The organism is Paracidovorax sp. (assembly GCF_057642795.1).
Genome location: NZ_JBXYZY010000001.1, coordinates 309,910 through 328,869, shown reverse-complemented (window position 1 = coordinate 328,869; position 18,960 = coordinate 309,910). Strand labels below are relative to the sequence as shown.

Below are 18,960 nucleotides of genomic sequence, written 5' to 3'. Positions count from 1 at the left end.
CCCTGAAAAACAGCCGAACGACAGATCCAACCCATTGATTTGTAAGGGTTCTTGACGCAATGCTGAAAAATGAGGCATCGACCACGACCGACCGCCTCCTGTTATCCCTGTCCGTGCTGGACAAGCATGTGGATAACGCTGAACAAGCCCTGTATGACAAATTCAAGTCATTGATTTATATAGAAATTGCCTGAACTGCTCAAAATTGAGGCAGAACTGCAGCAGTGCCCCATGGCGGCGTCGTGGAGCGCCAGCCCTATTGCTTCCATCGCGCCTGCCTCCCCTCTTCAGGCCACTCCGTGCCCGGGAACACCAGGAAGCGACGAACCAGTCTTCCCTGGTTATCCCTCCCCGCGCTGGACAATCATGTGAATAACCTTGGACAAGGCCTGTACGGCTAACGTAAGCCATTGATTCACAAAGAAATCAAACCCATTGACCAAAAAACAGGCAGACCCACATCGACTTATCCCTGTCCGCGCTGGACAATCATGTGGATAACACTGAACAAGCCTTGTATGACCGCTGCAAGTCATTGATTCACAAGGCCATTGGCTGATCTGCCCAAAATTAAGGCAGTTCGGCAATTCATCGGGTGCGCGCCATCACGGTGGCAGGGCACTCCCAATTTCATAGCATTACTCCCACATCCTGAAGGGCCCACGCAGGGAAGATGTCCCAAACGGGCTGTCAAAGTTCACCCGGTTATCCCTCTGCGCGCTGGACAATCATGTGGATAACCGTGGACAAGCCCTGTACGGCCGCTGCAAGCCCTTGATTTACAAGGAAACTCCACTCATTGATTAAAAACCAGGCAGCCCATCCCCCACTTATCCCTGTTCACGCTGGACAATCATGTGGACAACCTTGCACAAGTCTTGTATGAACGTTGCAAGTCTTTGATTTTGAAGGGAATTGCCTGCACTGCTTAAAATTAAGGCAGCCTCGCGGTTCATCGCTATGGCAGCTTCGCTCTCGGCGAATGCTGCCAATGGCATAGCAATGGGCTCTGGCAGATCAAGCGCCAGCGCCATTTTTCACACTCCATCCATATCCCTGGTCCGACCGTCCCATGCTCACTCCTCCCTTCTTCATCGCTCGTGTCGGTGACGACGGCACGCAATGCGATGCCTGGCCCGAACAGCCTCTGCTGCAGTCGTTGGAGCAAGGCGGCATCGACTGGCCCTCCTCCTGCCGCAACGGCACCTGCCGCACTTGCATCGGTGTGCTGTCCGAAGGCGAAGTGCAATACCGCATCGAATGGCCCGGACTGTCCCGTGAAGAGCGGCTCGAGGGCTGCGTGCTGCCCTGCGTGGCTTATCCCGTGAGCGACGTGCGCCTCGAAGCACCGAGCATCTGACGATGGGCCGGCGGCGCGCCCCGGGCCGGGCAGGGCCGCGCTGAACTAGAATCGCCCCCTCCAGAGGGAGCACTGCGCTCCCCTACGCACGGCCCTTGGCCGCGGCACTTGTTCTTCGGGTGGCAGCCTCGCAGGCTCCGGCCATCCGCCCGTCGGGAACACGCGCCGTGCCCGGCCGGGTGGCCCAACCCCCGAAAGCCCCAGTCATGAGCACCTCCCCATCCCCCGTGGCGATCTCGCCCGTCGAAGACATCGTGGCCGACATGCGCGCCGGGCGCATCGTGATCCTGGTGGATGAGGAAGACCGTGAGAACGAAGGCGACCTGGTGCTCGCGGCCGACCACGTCACGCCCGAAGCCATCAACTTCATGGCGCGCTACGGCCGTGGCCTGATCTGCCTGACCCTCACCCGCGAGCGCTGCGCGCGACTGAACCTGCCGCCCATGGTGCCTCGCAACGGCACCAAGATGGGCACCGCCTTCACAGCCTCCATCGAGGCGGCCGAAGGCGTGACCACCGGCATCTCGGCCGCCGACCGCGCCCGCACCGTGCAGGCCGCCGTCGCCCCGAACGCCGTGGCGGCCGACCTGGTCCAGCCGGGCCACATCTTCCCCCTGCAGGCGGTGGACGGCGGCGTGCTGATGCGCGCCGGCCATACCGAAGCCGGCTGCGACCTGGCCGCGATGGCCGGCTGCAGCCCCACGGCCGTGATCTGCGAAGTGATGAAGGACGACGGCACCATGGCCCGCCTGCCCGACCTGCAGGTGTTCGCCGCCGAGCACGGCCTGAAGATCGGCACCATCGCCGATCTGATCGAATACCGCAGCCGCAACGAGTCGCTGGTGCAGAAGATCGGCACACGCACGCTGCAGACCGCCTGGGGCGAGTTCACCGCCCATGCCTTCCGCGACGGCCCCAGCCAGTCGGTGCATCTGGCACTGGTCAAGGGCGAATGGAAGGACAGCGACGACGTACCCGTGCGTGTGCATGAGCCCCTGTCGGTGCTGGACGCGCTGGAAGTCAACCGCGCCATGCACTCCTGGGGCCTGGACACCAGCCTGCAATACATCAGCAGCAAGGGCTACGGCGTGGCCGTGCTGCTGAACTGCGGCGAGTCGGGCGACCAGCTGCTCGCGCAGTTCGAAGGCCGGGCCCAGTCGGCCCAGGCACCCGAGCGCGGCCGCATGGACCTGCGCACCTACGGCATCGGCGCGCAGATCCTGCGCGACTGCGGCGTCAGCCGAATGCAGCTGATGGGCCAACCCCGCCGCATGCCCAGCGTGGCCGGCTACGGCCTCGAAATCACCGGATACATCCCCAAGGAATAAAGAACATGTTTGGCGCAGACAAAGGAACAGCGGACAAGCTCGATGGCAAGAAACTGCACATCGGCATCGTGCAGGCCCGCTTCAACGAGAGCATCACCAACAGCCTCGCGGCAGCGTGCCGCGCCGAGCTGATCGCCCTGGGCGTGCAGGAAAAGCACATCCACCACGTACTCGTTCCCGGCGCCCTGGAAGTGCCGGTGGCCCTGCAGGCCATGGCCGAACGCGACGAATACGACGCGCTGATCGCGCTGGGCTGCATCATCCGTGGCGAGACCTACCACTTCGAGCTGGTCTCCAACGAGTCGGGCGCAGGTGTTACGCGCATCTCGCTGGACTACCACGTGCCGGTGGCCAATGCCATCATCACGACCGAGAACATGGAACAGGCCATCGCCCGCCAGACCGAAAAGGGCCAGGACGCGGCACGGGTCGCCGTGGAAATGGCCAACCTGCTGGAGGAACTGTCTTGAGCGAATCCACCCACGGCGACAAGCGCCCGCCGCGCCAGCCGCGCACCGGCACCACCAGCACGGGCGCCCGCAAGGCTGCCTCCAAGTCGGGACGCAGCCGCGCGCGCGAATTCGCGCTCCAGGCGCTCTACCAATACCTGGTGGGCCGCAACGACGCCACCGCCATCGACCACTTCACGCGCGACCTGGCCGGCTTCCACAAGGCCGACTCGGCGCATTACGACGCGCTCCTGCACGGCTGCATCCGCACGGCGGACGACCTGGACGCGCTGATCGCGCCCAAGCTCGACCGCAAGATGGCCGAGATCTCGCCCATCGAGCATGCCGCCATGTGGATCGGCGTGTTCGAATTCCAGCACTGCATGGACGTACCCTGGCGCGTCGTCATCAACGAGTGCATCGAGCTGGCCAAGGAATTCGGCGGCACGGACGGCCACAAGTACGTCAACGGCGTGCTCAACGGCCTGGCGCCGCAGCTGCGCGCAGCGGAAGTGGCTGCCGACAAGGGCCAGGACGCCGGCACGCCGGCCTGATCCCGCCTTGGCACGGGCCGCACGAGCGGCCCGACCACCCACGCCTGCCCGCCAGCCGCAAAGTCAATCGCTCCATGAAGTTCTCCTCCCGCGCCGAACGCATCGAACCTTTCTACGTGATGGAAGTAGCCAAGGCCGCCCAGGCCCTGGCGCGCGACGTGGCTGGCAGCCGCGACCCGATGATCTTCCTGAACATCGGCGAGCCCGACTTCACCGCACCGCCCCTGGTGCAGCAAGCCGCCGACCGCGCCATGCGGGCCGGCGCCACGCAGTACACCAACGCCCTGGGTCTGGACGCGCTGCGCGAGCGCATCAGCGGCTGGTACGCCCAGCGCTTCGGCGTGCAGGTGCCGGCACGCCGCATCGTCGTCACCGCCGGTGCTTCGGCCGCGCTGCAGCTGGCCTGCCTCGCCCTGATCGAAGCCGGCGACGAAATGCTGATGCCCGACCCGAGCTACCCCTGCAACCGCCACTTCGTGAGCGCAGCGGAAGGCCGGGCAGTGCTCCTGCCCACCACGGCCGAAGAGCGCTTCCAGCTCAGCGCCGCCAAGGTCGAGGCCGCCTGGGGCCCGAAGACGCGCGGCGTGCTGCTGGCCTCGCCCTCCAACCCCACGGGCACGTCGATCGACCCCGCTGAATTGCGCCGCATCCACGGCGTGGTGCAGGCGCGCGGCGGCGTGACGCTGATCGACGAGATCTACCTGGGCCTGTCGTACGACGAAGCCTTCGGCCAGACGGCGCTCGCCATCGATGACAACGTCATCAGCATCAACAGCTTCAGCAAGTACTTCAACATGACCGGCTGGCGCCTGGGCTGGATGGTGGTGCCCGAGGCCATGGTGCCGGTGGTGGAGCGGCTCGCACAGAACCTCTTCATCTGCGCGTCAACCATCGCGCAGCATGCGGCCCTGGCCTGCTTTGAGGCCGAGAGCCTGGCCGAATACGAACGCCGCCGCGCCGAATTCAAGGCCCGGCGCGACTTCTTCGTACCCGCGCTGCAGTCCCTGGGGCTCGATGTGCCCGCACTCCCCGACGGCGCCTTCTACGCCTGGGCCGACTGCACCCGGGCAGCCGAGCGCCTGGGCGTGCAAGGCAGCTGGGACTTCAGCTTCGCGCTGATGCGCGAGGCCCACCTCGCCATCACGCCGGGGCGCGACTTCGGCAGCGCTGACACGGCGCGCTTCGTGCGCTTTTCCACGGCCAATTCGATGCCGCAGCTGCAGGAGGCCGTGCGTCGTCTGCAGGCGGCCATTGGCTGACGGCGCGCCCCCTATCCAGAGACAGCAGACGATGGCATTCGAATGGCCCGTGCGGATCTACTGGGAGGACACCGATGCCGGCGGCATCGTGTTCTATGCCAACTACCTGAAGTTCTTCGAGCGCGCCCGCACCGAATGGCTGCGCTCGCTGGGCGTGGGCCAGCAGTCCCTTCGGGAACTCGCGGGCGGCATGTTTGTCGTATCCGACGCGCAGCTGCGCTACATCAGGCCGGCCCGCCTGGACGATGAACTGATTGTTACGGCCGCTGTCCAGGAAAGCGGACGGGCATGCCTGACAATACGCCAGCAAGCGCTCCTGAAAACAGAGCAAACGACCGAATCCGGGCCGGTGCTGCTGTGTGAAGGCACGGTCCGTATCGGCTGGGTGCAAGCCGATACGCTGCGCCCCGCACGCATTCCCGGCCACCTTCTCGCAACTCTCACAAGACCATGAATTCCCAAGACATGTCCATCGTCAGTTTGGTGCTCAACGCCAGTTGGGTCGTGCAGCTGGTCATGCTGCTGCTGATCGGGGTGTCGATCTCCAGCTGGGCCGCCATCTTCCGCAAGCTGTTCGCCCTGAAGCGCGTGCGCTCGCTCAATGAAGAGTTCGAGCGCGAGTTCTGGTCAGGCACCAGCCTCAACGACCTCTACGCTGGCGCTGCGCAGAACGCCAAGAACGCCGGCCCCATGGAGCGCATCTTCGCCAGCGGCATGCGCGAATACCAGAAGCTGCGCGAGCGCCGTATCAGCGACCCCGGCACACTGCTCGACGGCGCCCGCCGCGCTATGCGCGCGAGCTTCCAGCGCGAGATGGACGTGATCGAATCGAGCCTGTCCTTCCTGGGGTCCGTCGCGTCGGTGTCTCCCTATGTGGGCCTCTTCGGCACCGTCTGGGGGATCATGCATGCCTTCACCGGCTTCGCGGGCATGGAGCAGGTCACGCTGGCCAACGTGGCGCCCGGCATCGCCGAAGCGCTGGTGGCCACCGCGATCGGCCTCTTCGCCGCCATTCCGGCCGTGATCGCCTACAACCGCTTCGCCCGCGATATCGACCGCGTGGCCACCCACCAGGAGACCTTCATCGAAGAGTTCTCCAACATCCTGCAGCGCAACCTGGGCGCCCAGCCCGGTTCTGCCTCGGGCCACTGACCGCAAGGAGGCAAGCATGCCCGCAATGGCCTCGCGCAGCGGCAGCCGCCGCCGGTCGATGAACGAAATCAACATGGTGCCCTTCATCGACGTGATGCTGGTGCTGCTCATCATCTTCATGGTGACCGCGCCCATGCTCACGCCCGGCATGATCGACGTCCCCACCGTGGGCAAGGCATCGAAGCAGCCGCCGGCCGTGGCGCAGATCCTGGTCGGCAAGGATGGACAGCTGGAGCTCAAGACGCAGGACGCTACCCGCACGCTCACGCAGCGTGAGATCGGCGATGCCGCCAAGCGCTGGCAATCGGGCCAGGCCGAAGGCAGCGCGGTCGTGATCACGGCTGAAAAGACGGTGCCCTACGAGTCTGTCGTGAAAGCCATGGACGCACTGCAGAAGGCGGGTGTCCAGCGCGTGGGCCTGTCCGTGAAGACGGGGGGCTAAGGCCCGTCGCATCCGCCGCTGCCGCGCCCTGACGCCCGGCCAGCACCGCACCCAGCCCTTTCCCACGCGGCCCCTATTTCATCCGACGATTCCCGCATGTACGCCCACGACGACCGCGACCAGTTTGCCCCGCCCCGTCCTCCCGGACGCATGCGTGCCGTGGCCTTGGCCGTGCTGGCGCATGCCGCCCTGATCGCGGCGCTGACCTGGGGCGTGAACTGGAAGACCAGCGCCGACCAGCCCGCCGTCGAGGCCGAGCTGTGGTCGGCCGTGCCGCAGCAGGCCGCGCCCCGCGAAGTCTCCCCTGAACAGCCTCCGGCACCCACGCCTGCGCCTCAGCCGGAACCGGCCCCACCACCGCCACCGCCCGCCCCCCCTCCCCCACCCCCTCCGCGCGCGGCAGAGCCGGACACGCGCGAAGCCGACATCGCCATCGAGCGCGAGAAGCGGCGGCTGGAGCAGGCCAAGAAGGAACGCCAGCAGCAAGCCGAGCGTGACAAGCGCGAACGCGAGCGCCAGGAACAGCTGGAGCAGGAAAAGCAGGAGCGCCTGCAAAAGCAGAAGGAACAGCAGGCCAAGGAAAAGGCCCTGCGCGACAAGGCCGAGAAGGACCGCGCCGAGCGCGAGCAGGAGCGCCGCGAGAAGGCCGAACAGGACAAGAAGAAGCAGCAACAGCAGCAGGCCGAAGCGCAAAAGCAGGCCGAGGCCCAGAAAAAGGCGGACGCCCAAAAGAAGGCCGAAGCGCAGAAGAAGGCTGATGCGGACGCCAAGCGCGCCGAGCAATTCCGAGCCGACCAAATGCGCCGCATGCAGGGCCTTGCGGGAGCCACCGGCGGCGAGACCGCCACCGGCACGGCGCAGCGCAACTCGGGGCCGTCCGGCAGCTATGATGGCAAGGTGGCGGCCAAGGTGCGGCCGAACATCGTCTATCCCGACACCATTTCCGGCAACCCGCGCACCGAGGTCGAAGTGCGCGTCGCCCCGGACGGCACCATCGTCGGCACGCGCATCACCCATTCCAGCGGCAACAAGGCGTGGGACGACGCGGTCATACGCGCTCTTCAAAAGACCGATACGCTGCCGCGCGACGTGGATGGCCGCGTGCCGTCGTCACTGGTGCTCGGCTTCCAGCCCAAAGAATAGGGGCAGAGCGCGTCCGAGCGGCGTGCGGACGCCCGCCGGCGTCGCAGCGGCACCTCGGTGACCTCCGCGCACCGCCCCACGCTCCGGCCTTCGGCAGCCACTGCCTCGTCGGCTTGGCGTCGACTCTTGCGGTCGCGCTCCGCGGCCCCCCTTGTTTTCAGTGCGCAGCAGGGGCGGAGGCCTTTACGCTCGTGCGCGCCACGCCGGCTGGCGTCACGCCGCCCTCGCCACCGCTGCCGCCGCAGGCAACGCATCCTTGTCGGTCGGCGTGCGCAGGAAAGGCACCATATCGCCCGATCTCGCCCTGGCTCGAACGCGGCACGCCTCGCCTGGCTTGAGGTCGAACGGCGCCTCGTTTTTGACGTTGCCCTCGTAGGCGACAGGCAGATCGTCCTAACGGCTGTGAGGCCCTTTGACACTGCCCCCCGCAGACGGCCATCACCATCTCCGACCTGCTCGACAAGAAGAATGTGGACTGGGCCCGGTACGCCGGGAGCTTCAATGCCACGCTGGCATCGGCCAACACGGACCGCACCTTCGGCCGGCCCTTGCCGAACTTCCAGTTCCACCACCAGCCCTTCAACTACCACGCCAAGTTCAACCCGACGCAGGCCAGCGCTGCCGCCTACCGCGCCAAGCACCTGAAGGACTTCGACGCGCAGTTGCTGCAGGACGCCACGGCCCGCACTCTGCCGGCCGTGAGCTTCTCCAAGCCCCAGGGCCATCTCAACCGGCGCCCCGGCTACGCCAACGCGGCCGAGGGCGACGCCTACATCGCCAACGTGATTGCGCAACTGCCGGCCAGCCCGCAATGGAAGAACATGCTGATCGTCGTGACCTAAGGCGAAAACGGCGGCTTCTGGGACCCCATGGCCGTGCCGAGAGGCGACCTCTGCGGCCCCGGCACACGCATCCCGACACTGATCGCGGCCCCATGGGCCAAGCCCGGCGTGGTGGACCCTCCCGAGTACGACACAGCCTCCATACTTGGCTTCATCACGCGCCGCTGGGGCCTCGACACCGTGCCCGGGCTGGCTCAGCGCGACGCTGCACTGGCCCCAAAGGCGGCAAGCCCATGGGAGATCTGACGCAGGCGCGGGGTCTGGCCCAACTCATGCACTGACTGCGCGCCACGCATGGAGGTGCGGGGCGAGCCGTTCAGAGCGGCATGGCCCCCACAGCAAAGAGGCCCGCGACAGCGGGCCTCTTTTTTTCATGGGCGTGGCGCCTCAGCGCCAATGTGTGGGGTCATTCGCGCCGTTCGATCACTCGGTTGATGCGCAGCGCCAAGAGCGTACAGACGACACCCGACAGCAGATACACACTCACAGCCACCAGGCCGAACTTCGCCGAAAGGCCCAGCGCCACCAGGGGGGCGAAGGCAGCACCGAAGAGCCAGGCCAGATCCGCCGAGAGAGCCGCGCCGGTGTAGCGGTAGCCCGGCGAGAAATTGGCCGTGACCGTGCCGGAAGCCTGCCCGTAGGACAGCCCCAAGAGGATGAAGCCCACGATGATGAAGACGTTGTTGCCGAGGATGCCGCCATTGAGCAGCAACGGCGTCAGCAGGCTGAACACGCCGATCAGCACCGCCATGGCGCCCAGCGTGTTGCGGCGGCCGAACCGGTCCGCGAGCCAGCCGGAGAGCACCACCGCACCCGCAGCGAAGAATGCGCCGATGATCTGCACGCTCAGGACATGGGTGATCGACTGCTCGGAGAACATCGAGATCCAAGACAGCGGGAACACCGTCACGACATGAAACAGCGCGAAGCTGGCGAGCGCCGCGAAAGCGCCCAGGATCACGTTGCTGCCTTCCTCGCGCATCAGGCGAGTCACGCTGACCGGGGCCAGCTCACGCTGCTGCATCAGGTCAGCGTAGGACTGGCCCACCACCAGCCGCAGCCGGGCAAAGAGGGCCACCACGTTGATGGCGAAGGCGACGAAGAAAGGAAAGCGCCAGCCCCACTCCAGGAACTCTGCCACGCTCAGGCGGCTGTAGAGATAGGCGAAGAGGCCCGCAGCCAGGATGAAACCCACGGGGGCGCCAACCTGTCCCACCATGGCGTACCAGCCGCGCCGCCCCTCGGGGGCGGACATGGCCAGCAGCGACGGTAGGCCGTCCCAAGTACCGCCCAGGGCGAGGCCCTGGCTGATACGCAGCACCACCAGCGCCACGATGGCCGTAGTGCCGACGGAGTTGAAGCTGGGCAGGAAAGCCATCCCGGCCGTGCTGGCGCCCAGGAGGAAGAGCGACAGCGTGAGCTTGGTGCCCCGGCCCCAGCGGCGCTGGATGGCCATGGAAATGGCCGTGCCGATAGGCCGCGCGATGAAGGCCAGCGCGAAGATGGCGAAGGCCATCAGGGTGCCATCGAGCCGCGACATGAACGGGAACAGGAAGGACGGGAACACCAGCACGCAGGCAATTCCGAAGACGAAGAAGTCGAAATACTCGGACGACCTGCCGATGATCACGCCGACCGCGATCTCGCTGGGAGTGACATCCTCGTGCGTATCCGCGCGAGCGAGTGACCCTGAATCGTTGTATTCATCTGCCGGCAGCGCGGCAGTTGCTGTGAGTCCACTCATTAAGAACCTCCTGTTGACACTGATGTCTGAGGTTCTACGCCCAACGTTCCCCCCTCACAAGGCGACTTTTCCCCATAGCGGGGTGGGAGTTACCCTACGCGTGGCCAGGGGCACGCACGGCGTGGCTCCATCACGAAAACGCACGGTTCTGGTGCAGCATCCTGACAAATGCTTGACCGTGGACAAAATGTCCAATCGACAAAAGCGCTGCAGGTATTACATTCCGAGCAGTCTAGTAACCCGCGTTTCTACCTAAGTGCGCCTTTGTTGCGTCTTCCAGCATGCATAAACTCAAGCAACTCCGCAGGCCCGCGTGGCTTGCCGCGCCCCTGCTGACAGCCCTCCTCGCAGGCTGCCAGAAGGCCGTCGTGCTCAACCCGGCAGGCGATGTCGCCGCACAGCAAGGCCAGTTGGTCATCACCGCCACCCTGCTGATGCTCATCATCATCGTGCCCGTGATCGCCCTCACGCTGTTCTTCGCCTGGAAATACCGCCAGACAAACACCGAGGCCGAGTACGACCCCGAGTGGCATCACTCCACCACGCTGGAGCTGGTGATCTGGACCGTGCCGCTCCTCATCATCATCGCCCTGGGCGCTGTGACCTGGATCGGCACCCACAAGCTGGACCCCTATCGGCCCCTCGACCGCGTGGACGCCAGCCGCCCCCTGCCCGCCAACGTGCGCCCGCTGGAAGTGCAGGTCGTCGCCATGGACTGGAAATGGCTCTTCTTCTACCCCGAGCAAGGCATCGCCACCGTGAACGAAGTGGCGGCCCCGGTGGACCGCCCCATCCTGTTCAAACTGACCTCCACCTCCACGATGAACGCGTTCTACGTGCCTGACCTGGCCGGCATGATCTACGCCATGCCCGGTATGCAGACGGAGCTGAACGCCATCATCAACAAGGCAGGCACGTACCATGGCATGGCATCGCACTACAGCGGCGCGGGCTTCTCCGGCATGACGTTCAAGTTCCGTGGCCTGAGCGACGCCGACTTCAACCAGTGGATTGCCCAGGCCAAGACGGCAGGCAAACCGCTGGACCGCACTTCGTATCTGGCGCTTGCCAAGCCCAGTGAACGCAACCCCGTCGAGTACTTCGGCTCCGTCGAGGCAGGCCTCTATGACAAGGTGCTCAACCGCTGCGTCGAAGAAGGCAAGATGTGCATGCACCACATGATGGCGATCGACGAGAACGGTGGGGCCGCCTATCTGAAGGCCTCTGGCCTGAACCTGCCGCAAGACGTCTGCACGGTGGACAACGCGGCCCAGGTGGTCGCATCGCTCGGCGTGCCGACCGCGAATTCGGCAGACATTGCCGCCGCCCGCTCCCTCGTTTCCCCACAATAAATCCGTAGGGCCCGCGCCTGCGTACAGGCCGTGCCCGCATCAAAGAGACTCGATATGTCTGAACAAACCGCTGCTGTGTCCCATTGGGCCCTAGGCCGGCTCAGCTGGGACTCCGTACCGATGGCGCACGAGCCCATCGTGCTGTGGACCTTCATCGCCGTGGCGCTGGGTGGCTTGGCCGTCTTGGCCCTGATCACCAAATTCCGCCTGTGGGGCCCTCTGTGGCACGACTGGATCTGCAGCATCGACCACAAGAAGATCGGGATCATGTACATGATCCTCGGCTTGGTCATGCTGCTGCGCGGCTTCGCCGACGCGGTCATGATGCGCCTGCAGCAGGCCATCTCCTTCGGTGACAACCTGGGCTATCTGCCCCCGCACCACTACGACCAGATCTTCACCGCACACGGCGTGATCATGATCTTCTTCGTGGCGATGCCGCTGGTCACCGGGCTGATGAACTACCTCGTGCCGCTGCAGATCGGCGCGCGCGACGTGTCGTTCCCCTTCCTGAACAACTTCAGCTTCTGGATGACCACGGCGGGCGCCGTGCTCGTGATGATGTCGCTGTTCCTGGGCGAGTTCTCCACTTCGGGCTGGCTGGCACTCTCCAACCTGGGGGCGCAGAACCCCGGGGTGGGGCTGGACTACTACATCTGGGCCTTGCAGATCGCGGGGGTGGGCACGACGCTTTCGGGTATCAACCTGATCGTCACCATCGTCAAGATGCGCGCGCCCGGCATGAACCTGATGAAGATGCCCATCTTCACCTGGACCGCCCTGTGCACCAACGCCCTGATCGTGGCTTCGTTCCCCGTGCTGACGGCAGCCCTGGTGCTGATGTCGCTGGACCGCTATGTCGGAACCAACTTCTTCACGAACGACCTGGGCGGCAACTCCATGCTGTACGTGAACCTGATCTGGATCTGGGGCCACCCTGAGGTCTACATCCTGATCCTGCCCTGCTTCGGCATCTTCTCCGAAGTGGTCGCCACGTTCTGCAAGAAGCGCCTGTTCGGCTACACCTCCATGGTCTATGCCACGGTGGTGATCACCATCCTGTCGTACCTGGTGTGGCTGCACCACTTCTTCACCATGGGCTCCGGCGCCAGCGTGAACACCTTCTTCGGCATCACGACGATGATCATCTCGATCCCGACGGGCGCGAAGATCTTCAACTGGCTGTTCACCATGTACAAGGGCCGCATCCGCTTCGAGCTGCCCATGATGTGGACCGTGGCCTTCATGGTCACCTTCGCCATCGGCGGCATGACCGGCGTGCTGCTGGCAGTGCCCCCGGCCGACTTCGTGCTGCACAACAGCCTGTTCCTGATCGCCCACTTCCACAACGTGATCATCGGCGGCGTGCTGTTCGGCCTGTTCGCCGGCATCAACTACTGGTTCCCCAAGGCGTTCGGCTACAAGCTGGACCGCACCTGGGGCCTGCGCTCCTTCTGGCTTTGGGTGGTGGGCTTCTGGGTGGCGTTCGGCCCGCTGTACGTCCTGGGCCTGATGGGCGTGACCCGCCGTGCCAACCACTTCGAAGACGTCTCGCTGCAGCCGTATTTCATCGTGGCCGCCGTGGGCGCCGCGATGATCGCCGGCGGCATCGCCTGCTTCCTGATCCAGCTGCTGGTCAGCTACCTCAAGCGTGAAGAGCTGCGCGACTGGACCGGCGATCCGTGGGATGCACGCACCCTGGAATGGGCCACCTCCTCGCCCCCTCCCAACTACAACTTCGCCTTCACCCCCGTGGTGCACGAAATTGATGCGTGGTGGGACATGAAGAAGCACGGCTACAAGCGCCCGCTGACCGGCTTCCAGCCCATCCACATGCCCGCCAACACGGGTTCGGGCGCCGTGATCTCGGCCTTGTCGCTGGTGCTCGGCTTCGCGCTGATCTGGCACATGTGGCTGCTGGCTGGCCTGTCGTTCGCGGCAGTGGTGCTGGCAGCGATCATCCACACCTTCAACTACAAGCGCGACTTCTACATCCCCTCGGAAGAAGTCGTCTCGACCGAAGAAGCCCGCACACTCCAACTGGCCCGCCATGTCTGATATCCGTTACCAAGCAGGCGCCGCAGGCGCCCTGGCCGCACGCGAATACCACCCCGCGCACGAGCCCCATCCAGAAAACGGCACCGCGCTGGGCTTCTGGCTCTACCTGATGAGCGACTGCCTCATCTTCGCCGCGCTGTTCGCCACCTACGGTGTGCTGGGCCGCAGCTATGCCGCAGGCCCGACCGGCGGAGAGCTGTTCGACCTGAAGCTGGTGGCCATCAATACGGCCTTCCTGCTGGCATCGTCCATCACCTTCGGCTTCGCCATGCTGCGCAAGCAGCTGAACGACGTGAAGGGCACGCTGCTCTGGCTGGCCGTCACGGGCCTGTTCGGCCTGTGCTTCCTGGGCCTGGAGCTCTATGAGTTCCATCACCTCATCCACGAAGGCGCGGGCCCGCAGCGCAGCGCCTTCCTGTCCGCCTTCTTCACGCTGGTGGGCACCCATGGCCTGCACGTCACCTTCGGCCTGATCTGGCTCGTGGTGCTGATGGTCCAGATCGGCAAGCATGGCCTGATCCCCGAGAACAACCGCCGCCTGATGTGCCTGTCGATGTTCTGGCACTTCTTGGACGTCGTCTGGATCGGCGTCTTTACCTTCGTGTATCTGATGGGAGTGCTGTAAACATGAGCGCACAACACGCAACGCACGCCCCGGCCCATGGCGGCCACGGGCATGACGATCACCACCACGACGCCAACGAGCCGCACAGCAGCTTCTCGGGCTACATGACCGGCTTCGTGCTGTCGATCATCCTCACGGCCATCCCCTTCTGGCTGGTCATGGCCAAGGTGATCGCCGACCGCAACACCGCCATCCTGGTGCTCGGCGGCTTCGCCGTGGTGCAGATCCTGGTCCACATGGTGTGCTTCTTGCACATGAACGGCAAGGTGCAAGGCGGCTGGACCATGCTGTCCACCATCTTCACCGTGGTGTTCGTGGCCATCGCCATCGCCGGCACGCTGTGGGTCATGTTCCACATGAACACGAACATGATGCCCGACCACGCCATGCCGGGCACAGCTCCTGCCGCCGCCGCTCCGTCGGCCGTGACGCCTTGACGGGCGGAGCGTACCGCTCCGGCGCCGGCCACAGCGGCCGGCGCTCCCCCTTCGCAAAAGCGATGCTCATCCTGGTGGGCATCGCTTTGTTTTTGGGGTTCATCGCGCTGGGTACCTGGCAGGTACAACGCCGCTCCTGGAAGCTGGCCCTCATCGAGCGCGTGGACCAGCGCGTGCATTCCGCTCCGGCGGCCCTGCCCCCGCCGGCGGACTGGCCCCGCGTGGATGCGGCCGGCTACGAATACCTGCCCGTGCGCGTCACTGGGCGCTGGCTGGCGGGCAAGACGGTGCTCACGCAGGCCGTGACCGACCTGGGGCCTGGATTCTGGGTCGTCACGCCCCTGCAACAGGCCGATGGCACGCAGGTGCTGATCAATCGGGGCTTCATCCCCGCAGACCAGCGCGCCCGCTGGCAGCCAGCGCCGCAGGCCGCCGAAGGCTCCAGCGCATCGCCACAGCTCTCTGCGGACACCGTGCAGGTCCAAGGCCTGCTCCGCATGACCGAGCCCGGCGGCGGTTTTCTGCGCCACAACGACCCGTCGGCTCAACGCTGGTATTCGCGCGACGTCGCTGCCATCGCTTCCAACCAAGGGCTGGATCGTGCAGCGCCGTTCTTCATCGACGCAGGCCTTCCGGGCACGCAGCAGCCACAACAGCAGGCCGCCGACGCGCCCCGTTCGGGCATGACCACCATCCGCTTTCCCAACAGCCACCTGGTCTACGCCCTGACCTGGTACGGCCTCGCCCTGATGACGCTGGGCGCCCTGGTGTATGTGGCACGATACGAGCGCCGTTCCCGCGCCGCATCCGCCCCATCCACCCTGCATGACGACGACTCCGACTGAGCACCCCGCGGCCACGCCCGCCCCTGCCGCCCGCAAGGCCCAGGCCGCCAACACCGCCGCCGGACTCAAGAACCTCCAGCAATTGATCCAGTTGCGGTGGCTGGCGGTAATAGGGCAGGTCTTCACCATCGAGGTGGCGCACTACACGCTGGCGCTGGCAGTTCCGGTCCAGGAGATGCTGCTCGTCGTCGGCTGCCTCGCCCTCTTCAACGTGGTCAGCCTGCTGCGCTGGCGCACCGGCTTGCGGGTGCAGCACGTCGAGCTCTTCCTGGCCCTGTTGATTGACGTTGCCGTGCTCACGGTGCAGCTCTACCTGAGCGGCGGAACCTCCAACCCCTTCGTCTTTCTCTATCTGCTGCAGATCGCCGTGGGCGCGGTGCTGCTGCGCGGCGGCTACATCTGGTCCATGGTGCTCATCGCCGCGCTCTGCTTCACCGCCCTCTCGCGCCACCACCTGCCCCTGCCTCCGGTTCCCGACCTGCACCAGGGCGCGCCCAGCCTCTACACCCTGGGCCTGCTGGTCTGCTTTCTGCTCAACGCCATCCTGGTGGTGATCTTCATCACCCGCATCGGGCGCAACCTCCGCCAGCGCGACGCACGGCTGGCCGCCGCCCGCCAGCGCGCCACGGAAGAAGAGCACATTGTCCGCATGGGGCTGCTCGCGTCCGGCGCGGCGCATGAACTGGGCACGCCGCTGTCCACCATGGCCGTCATCCTGGGCGACTGGAAGCACGATTCGGTCATCAACGGCCATCCGGCGCTGCGTGATGAGGTCGCCGAGATGCAGGCCCAGGTCAAGCGCTGCAAGGGCATTGTCAGCGGCATTCTGCTGTCGGCGGGCGAAACCCGCGGCGAGGAGTCGGCCCAGACCACCGTGCGCCAGTTCGCCGATCGGCTGGCCGCTGACTGGCGCGCCACTCGCTCGGTGGACGAGTTCCGCTACGACAATCGGTTCGGTGCCGACGCCGCCATGGTGGCCGACACCACGCTGGAGCAGATGGTTTTCAATGTGCTGGACAATGCTCGGGACGCCTCGCCCCACCGCGTGGACCTGACGGTGGACCGACTGGGCGACCAGCTGCGTATCACCGTCATCGACGCGGGTCCAGGCTTCGACCCGGCGATACTCGCGCGCCTGGGCAAGCCTTACCAGTCCACCAAGGGACGCCCGGGCGGCGGCCTGGGCCTGTTCCTGGCGATGACGGTCGCGCGAACCCTGGGCGGCAGCCTTGTCGCGCGCAACCTACCGGAACCCCGGTGCGGCGCCGAGGTCGTCATCCAGCTGCCCCTCGCCGCCATCTCGCTGCCCGATACCGGAACCCCATCGCACCATGGACGCCACTGATTCCGACCGCCTGCTGCTCATCGTCGAAGACGACGACGCCTTCGCACGCACCCTCGCCCGCTCGTTCGAACGGCGCGGCTACCGCGTGCTGCAGGCCGACAGCCTGAGCGGCCTCGACGACGTACTGGCGCATCACCGCCCGGGCTATGCCGTGGTGGATCTGAAGCTCAAAGGGGAGGCCTCGGGTCTCGCCTGCGTGCAGAAGCTCCATGCCCATGACGAGGACATGCTCATCGTCGTGCTCACCGGCTTCGCCAGCATCGCCACAGCCGTGGAGGCCGTGAAGCTGGGCGCCTGCCACTACCTGGCAAAGCCCTCCAACACCGACGACATCGAAGCCGCCTTCGGTCTGACTGAAGGCAACACCGAGGTAGAACTGACGAATCGCTCCAGTTCCATCAAGACGCTGGAATGGGAACGCATCCACGAAGTGCTGGCCGAGACCGACTTCAACATCTCCGAGGCCGCGCGCCGGCTGGGCATGCATCGGCGTACGCTGACGCGCAAGCTGGAAAAGCGGCAGGTGAACTGACCACCGAGCGCCCGCGCCCAGGGCGGGCCAGGCATTGCTTCAAAAAACATAGCACTCCACCCCTACGGCAAGAGGGCTACAGGGTGATTTCTCCCTAGTGATCGCACCCTATTTCACACGGCACCCTGCCCGAACACCCGTCGTACGAAGACCTGGGCCGCGACCTGACAGCCGCCGCGATTGAAGGGGGCGTTGGCTCCCAACGCAAAAGGCACGGGCAGACGGGCGGACCGGACGGAAGCAGGCTCCATCTGCGGAGACTGCAGCGGCATGTCCGGAGGCAGCCATTCACCAAGGCAAGGCAGCGGCAGCGGTAGCGATGAGCCGGCCAGCCCTCGGCGGGCAGAGGACCGGGGGAATGCGAGTGAGGCAATTGGTCATGGCGATCGCTCTGGCCCGCACGGGCCAGCAACAGCGAAGGGCCCGCTGTATGGCCTGCCACTTCGCCATCCTCCCGCCCCTCCCGCATCGCCGCGCCCGGCCACCGCGGCTCCAACACATCAGGCGACGATGGGGTCCTCTGTCAGCATCTGCCGTTCGAAAGCGGCCAGGCGCTTGTAGATGGAGATCTGCTCCACCACGGTACTCCAGTTCTGCACCAGGAACTGGAAGGAATCCATCACCTTGTCGAAGGCACGCGAGATCTGCTGCATCACGCCCAGCGTGATAACGCCCGCGATCAGCGTGGGGCCCAGGGCCACCAGCGGCACCAGGACACTCACCTGCAGATACGACCACTTCACCACGTCGAAGTACAGATAGTTGAAGAACAGCCGGAAGTAATTGCGCCGCACATGCGCAAACAGCGCGGCGGCGGTAGGTGGAGAAGCGCGCAGTGGGTCGTCCTCGCCCAGCACCAGTTCCTTGCGGTATGCGGCTTCCACACGCTGGTTCTGGAATTCCAGGCCCGGCAGCTTGACGCCCACCACTGCCAGCAGCAGCGTGCCGCCGAGCGACCACAGCAGCGCGACCCAGACCAGCGAATGCGGCACGGCGCCGAGCACCGGCAGCGCAGTCACCTTGTCCGAAAGCATCCACAGCACCGGCAGAAAGGCCGCCAGCGTCATCAGGCTGCGCAGGAAGGTCAGGCCCAGGCCCTCCATCGTGCTGGCGAAGCGCATGGTGTCTTCCTGCACCCGCTGCGCTGCGCCTTCGATATGGCGCAAGCGCTGCCAGACGGCCATGTAGTGCTCGTTCATGGCCTGGCGCCAGCGAAAGATGTAGTGCTTGCTGAAGAAGTCCACCAGAACCGCCGTGGTCACATAGATCATGGCGATGCGCGTGAACGTGGAAAGCTGTCCCCAGAACTGCCCTGCCGTGATGCTGCCGGGCTGGCCCAGCGATTTCTGGATCAAGTCGTAGAAGCTGCCGAACCAGTCGTTGATCTGCACGTCAAGCTCGACGCGGTACCAAGTGGCCAACAGGATGAGCACCGTACCTGCAATGGACCATGCCCACCAGCGGCGGGACAGAAAGAAGGACTTGAACATGGG

General features: G+C 65.3%; 19 protein-coding genes and 1 pseudogene. 17 read left to right on the top strand and 3 right to left on the bottom strand.

Translation table 11 applies throughout. The features are described 5' to 3' along the window. Positions 1-830: 830 nt before the first annotated feature. The gene (locus AC3A84_RS01500) at positions 831-1,034 is read right to left on the bottom strand and encodes a hypothetical protein (RefSeq protein ID WP_487967976.1); all 204 of its coding nucleotides are present in this window, start codon (positions 1,032-1,034) and stop codon (positions 831-833) included. Positions 1,035-1,072: 38 nt separating this feature from the next. On the opposite strand from AC3A84_RS01500, the gene AC3A84_RS01495 reads away from it, so the two are divergent. From AC3A84_RS01495 to AC3A84_RS01450, 10 genes and pseudogenes are all read left to right on the top strand, one after another. Beyond that, a complete protein-coding gene (locus AC3A84_RS01495) occupies positions 1,073-1,360 on the top strand; it encodes a 2Fe-2S iron-sulfur cluster-binding protein (protein WP_487967975.1) in 288 nt (95 codons plus the stop codon). 206 nt (positions 1,361-1,566) lie between these two features. Then, complete coding sequence (ribBA, locus tag AC3A84_RS01490) at positions 1,567-2,688, top strand: bifunctional 3,4-dihydroxy-2-butanone-4-phosphate synthase/GTP cyclohydrolase II (protein WP_487967974.1); 1,122 nt, start codon at positions 1,567-1,569, stop codon at positions 2,686-2,688. 5 nt (positions 2,689-2,693) lie between these two features. After that, positions 2,694-3,158 (top strand): 6,7-dimethyl-8-ribityllumazine synthase, encoded by a 465-nt coding sequence (gene ribH, locus AC3A84_RS01485; RefSeq protein ID WP_487967973.1) that lies wholly within the window; start codon positions 2,694-2,696, stop codon positions 3,156-3,158. Then, positions 3,155-3,691, top strand: coding sequence for a transcription antitermination factor NusB (gene nusB / locus AC3A84_RS01480; protein WP_487967972.1), 537 nt, complete (start codon positions 3,155-3,157; stop codon positions 3,689-3,691). Before ribH ends, nusB begins: the two co-directional genes overlap by 4 nt. 74 nt (positions 3,692-3,765) lie before the next feature. Continuing rightward, a complete protein-coding gene (locus AC3A84_RS01475; protein WP_487967971.1) occupies positions 3,766-4,950 on the top strand; it encodes a pyridoxal phosphate-dependent aminotransferase in 1,185 nt (394 codons plus the stop codon). Positions 4,951-4,981: 31 nt separating this feature from the next. Further along, positions 4,982-5,404, top strand: coding sequence for a tol-pal system-associated acyl-CoA thioesterase (gene ybgC, locus AC3A84_RS01470; protein ID WP_487967970.1), 423 nt, complete (start codon positions 4,982-4,984; stop codon positions 5,402-5,404). Further along, a complete protein-coding gene (gene tolQ, locus AC3A84_RS01465) occupies positions 5,401-6,102 on the top strand; it encodes a protein TolQ (protein WP_487967969.1) in 702 nt (233 codons plus the stop codon). The genes ybgC and tolQ overlap by 4 nt, the downstream gene beginning before the upstream one ends. Before the next feature lie 16 nt (positions 6,103-6,118). Continuing rightward, positions 6,119-6,544, top strand: coding sequence for a biopolymer transporter ExbD (locus AC3A84_RS01460; RefSeq protein WP_487967968.1), 426 nt, complete (start codon positions 6,119-6,121; stop codon positions 6,542-6,544). A gap of 96 nt (positions 6,545-6,640) precedes the next feature. Next, positions 6,641-7,687 carry a cell envelope integrity protein TolA gene (tolA, locus tag AC3A84_RS01455; protein ID WP_487967967.1) on the top strand — a complete coding sequence of 349 codons (1,047 nt, stop codon included), beginning with the start codon at positions 6,641-6,643 and terminating at the stop codon, positions 7,685-7,687. Between the two features lie 422 nt (positions 7,688-8,109). After that, positions 8,110-8,810: pseudogene (locus AC3A84_RS01450) on the top strand (alkaline phosphatase family protein); the annotation flags it as partial. A 125-nt stretch (positions 8,811-8,935) separates the two neighbouring features. Here the strand turns inward: AC3A84_RS01450 and AC3A84_RS01445 are convergent. After that, complete coding sequence (locus AC3A84_RS01445; protein WP_487967966.1) at positions 8,936-10,273, bottom strand: MFS transporter; 1,338 nt, start codon at positions 10,271-10,273, stop codon at positions 8,936-8,938. A gap of 281 nt (positions 10,274-10,554) precedes the next feature. Here AC3A84_RS01445 and cyoA point away from each other — a divergent pair, with 281 nt between their 5' ends. The 7 genes from cyoA to AC3A84_RS01410 all read left to right on the top strand — a co-directional run bounded on the left by cyoA (position 10,555) and on the right by AC3A84_RS01410 (position 17,467). Continuing rightward, the gene (gene cyoA, locus AC3A84_RS01440; RefSeq protein WP_487967965.1) at positions 10,555-11,625 is read left to right on the top strand and encodes a ubiquinol oxidase subunit II; all 1,071 of its coding nucleotides are present in this window, start codon (positions 10,555-10,557) and stop codon (positions 11,623-11,625) included. Positions 11,626-11,679: 54 nt separating this feature from the next. Next, complete coding sequence (cyoB, locus tag AC3A84_RS01435; RefSeq protein WP_487967964.1) at positions 11,680-13,683, top strand: cytochrome o ubiquinol oxidase subunit I; 2,004 nt, start codon at positions 11,680-11,682, stop codon at positions 13,681-13,683. Beyond that, positions 13,676-14,308, top strand: coding sequence for a cytochrome o ubiquinol oxidase subunit III (gene cyoC / locus AC3A84_RS01430; RefSeq protein ID WP_092936890.1), 633 nt, complete (start codon positions 13,676-13,678; stop codon positions 14,306-14,308). The genes cyoB and cyoC overlap by 8 nt, the downstream gene beginning before the upstream one ends. A gap of 2 nt (positions 14,309-14,310) precedes the next feature. After that, on the top strand, positions 14,311-14,745 hold the full coding sequence (gene cyoD, locus AC3A84_RS01425) for a cytochrome o ubiquinol oxidase subunit IV (RefSeq protein WP_487967963.1): 435 nt from the start codon (positions 14,311-14,313) through the stop codon (positions 14,743-14,745). A gap of 62 nt (positions 14,746-14,807) precedes the next feature. Then, positions 14,808-15,590, top strand: a complete 783-nt coding sequence (locus AC3A84_RS01420) for an SURF1 family protein (protein ID WP_487967962.1) — start codon at positions 14,808-14,810, stop codon at positions 15,588-15,590. Further along, positions 15,571-16,935, top strand: coding sequence for an ATP-binding protein (locus AC3A84_RS01415; protein ID WP_487967961.1), 1,365 nt, complete (start codon positions 15,571-15,573; stop codon positions 16,933-16,935). Before AC3A84_RS01420 ends, AC3A84_RS01415 begins: the two co-directional genes overlap by 20 nt. Beyond that, the gene (locus AC3A84_RS01410; RefSeq protein WP_486158753.1) at positions 16,922-17,467 is read left to right on the top strand and encodes a response regulator transcription factor; all 546 of its coding nucleotides are present in this window, start codon (positions 16,922-16,924) and stop codon (positions 17,465-17,467) included. The genes AC3A84_RS01415 and AC3A84_RS01410 overlap by 14 nt, the downstream gene beginning before the upstream one ends. 500 nt (positions 17,468-17,967) lie before the next feature. On the opposite strand, the gene AC3A84_RS01405 is transcribed toward AC3A84_RS01410, so the two are convergent. Next, positions 17,968-18,957: a putative transporter gene (locus tag AC3A84_RS01405; protein ID WP_487967960.1), complete on the bottom strand. Its 990-nt coding sequence runs from the start codon at positions 18,955-18,957 to the stop codon at positions 17,968-17,970. Between the last annotated feature and the right edge of the window lie 3 nt (positions 18,958-18,960).

Coding starts and splice junctions, on each gene's coding strand:
- tolA (WP_487967967.1), top strand. CDS start 6,641: ATGTACGCCCACGACGACCGCGACCAGTTTGCCCCGCCCCGTCCTCCC.
- cyoD (WP_487967963.1), top strand. CDS start 14,311: ATGAGCGCACAACACGCAACGCACGCCCCGGCCCATGGCGGCCACGGG.
- cyoC (WP_092936890.1), top strand. CDS start 13,676: ATGTCTGATATCCGTTACCAAGCAGGCGCCGCAGGCGCCCTGGCCGCA.
- AC3A84_RS01420 (WP_487967962.1), top strand. CDS start 14,808: ATGCTCATCCTGGTGGGCATCGCTTTGTTTTTGGGGTTCATCGCGCTG.
- ribH (WP_487967973.1), top strand. CDS start 2,694: ATGTTTGGCGCAGACAAAGGAACAGCGGACAAGCTCGATGGCAAGAAA.
- tolQ (WP_487967969.1), top strand. CDS start 5,401: ATGAATTCCCAAGACATGTCCATCGTCAGTTTGGTGCTCAACGCCAGT.
- ribBA (WP_487967974.1), top strand. CDS start 1,567: ATGAGCACCTCCCCATCCCCCGTGGCGATCTCGCCCGTCGAAGACATC.
- AC3A84_RS01445 (WP_487967966.1), bottom strand. CDS start 10,273: ATGAGTGGACTCACAGCAACTGCCGCGCTGCCGGCAGATGAATACAAC.
- AC3A84_RS01495 (WP_487967975.1), top strand. CDS start 1,073: ATGCTCACTCCTCCCTTCTTCATCGCTCGTGTCGGTGACGACGGCACG.
- cyoB (WP_487967964.1), top strand. CDS start 11,680: ATGTCTGAACAAACCGCTGCTGTGTCCCATTGGGCCCTAGGCCGGCTC.
- AC3A84_RS01405 (WP_487967960.1), bottom strand. CDS start 18,957: ATGTTCAAGTCCTTCTTTCTGTCCCGCCGCTGGTGGGCATGGTCCATT.
- ybgC (WP_487967970.1), top strand. CDS start 4,982: ATGGCATTCGAATGGCCCGTGCGGATCTACTGGGAGGACACCGATGCC.
- AC3A84_RS01475 (WP_487967971.1), top strand. CDS start 3,766: ATGAAGTTCTCCTCCCGCGCCGAACGCATCGAACCTTTCTACGTGATG.
- AC3A84_RS01460 (WP_487967968.1), top strand. CDS start 6,119: ATGCCCGCAATGGCCTCGCGCAGCGGCAGCCGCCGCCGGTCGATGAAC.
- AC3A84_RS01500 (WP_487967976.1), bottom strand. CDS start 1,034: ATGGCGCTGGCGCTTGATCTGCCAGAGCCCATTGCTATGCCATTGGCA.
- cyoA (WP_487967965.1), top strand. CDS start 10,555: ATGCATAAACTCAAGCAACTCCGCAGGCCCGCGTGGCTTGCCGCGCCC.
- AC3A84_RS01410 (WP_486158753.1), top strand. CDS start 16,922: ATGGACGCCACTGATTCCGACCGCCTGCTGCTCATCGTCGAAGACGAC.
- AC3A84_RS01415 (WP_487967961.1), top strand. CDS start 15,571: ATGACGACGACTCCGACTGAGCACCCCGCGGCCACGCCCGCCCCTGCC.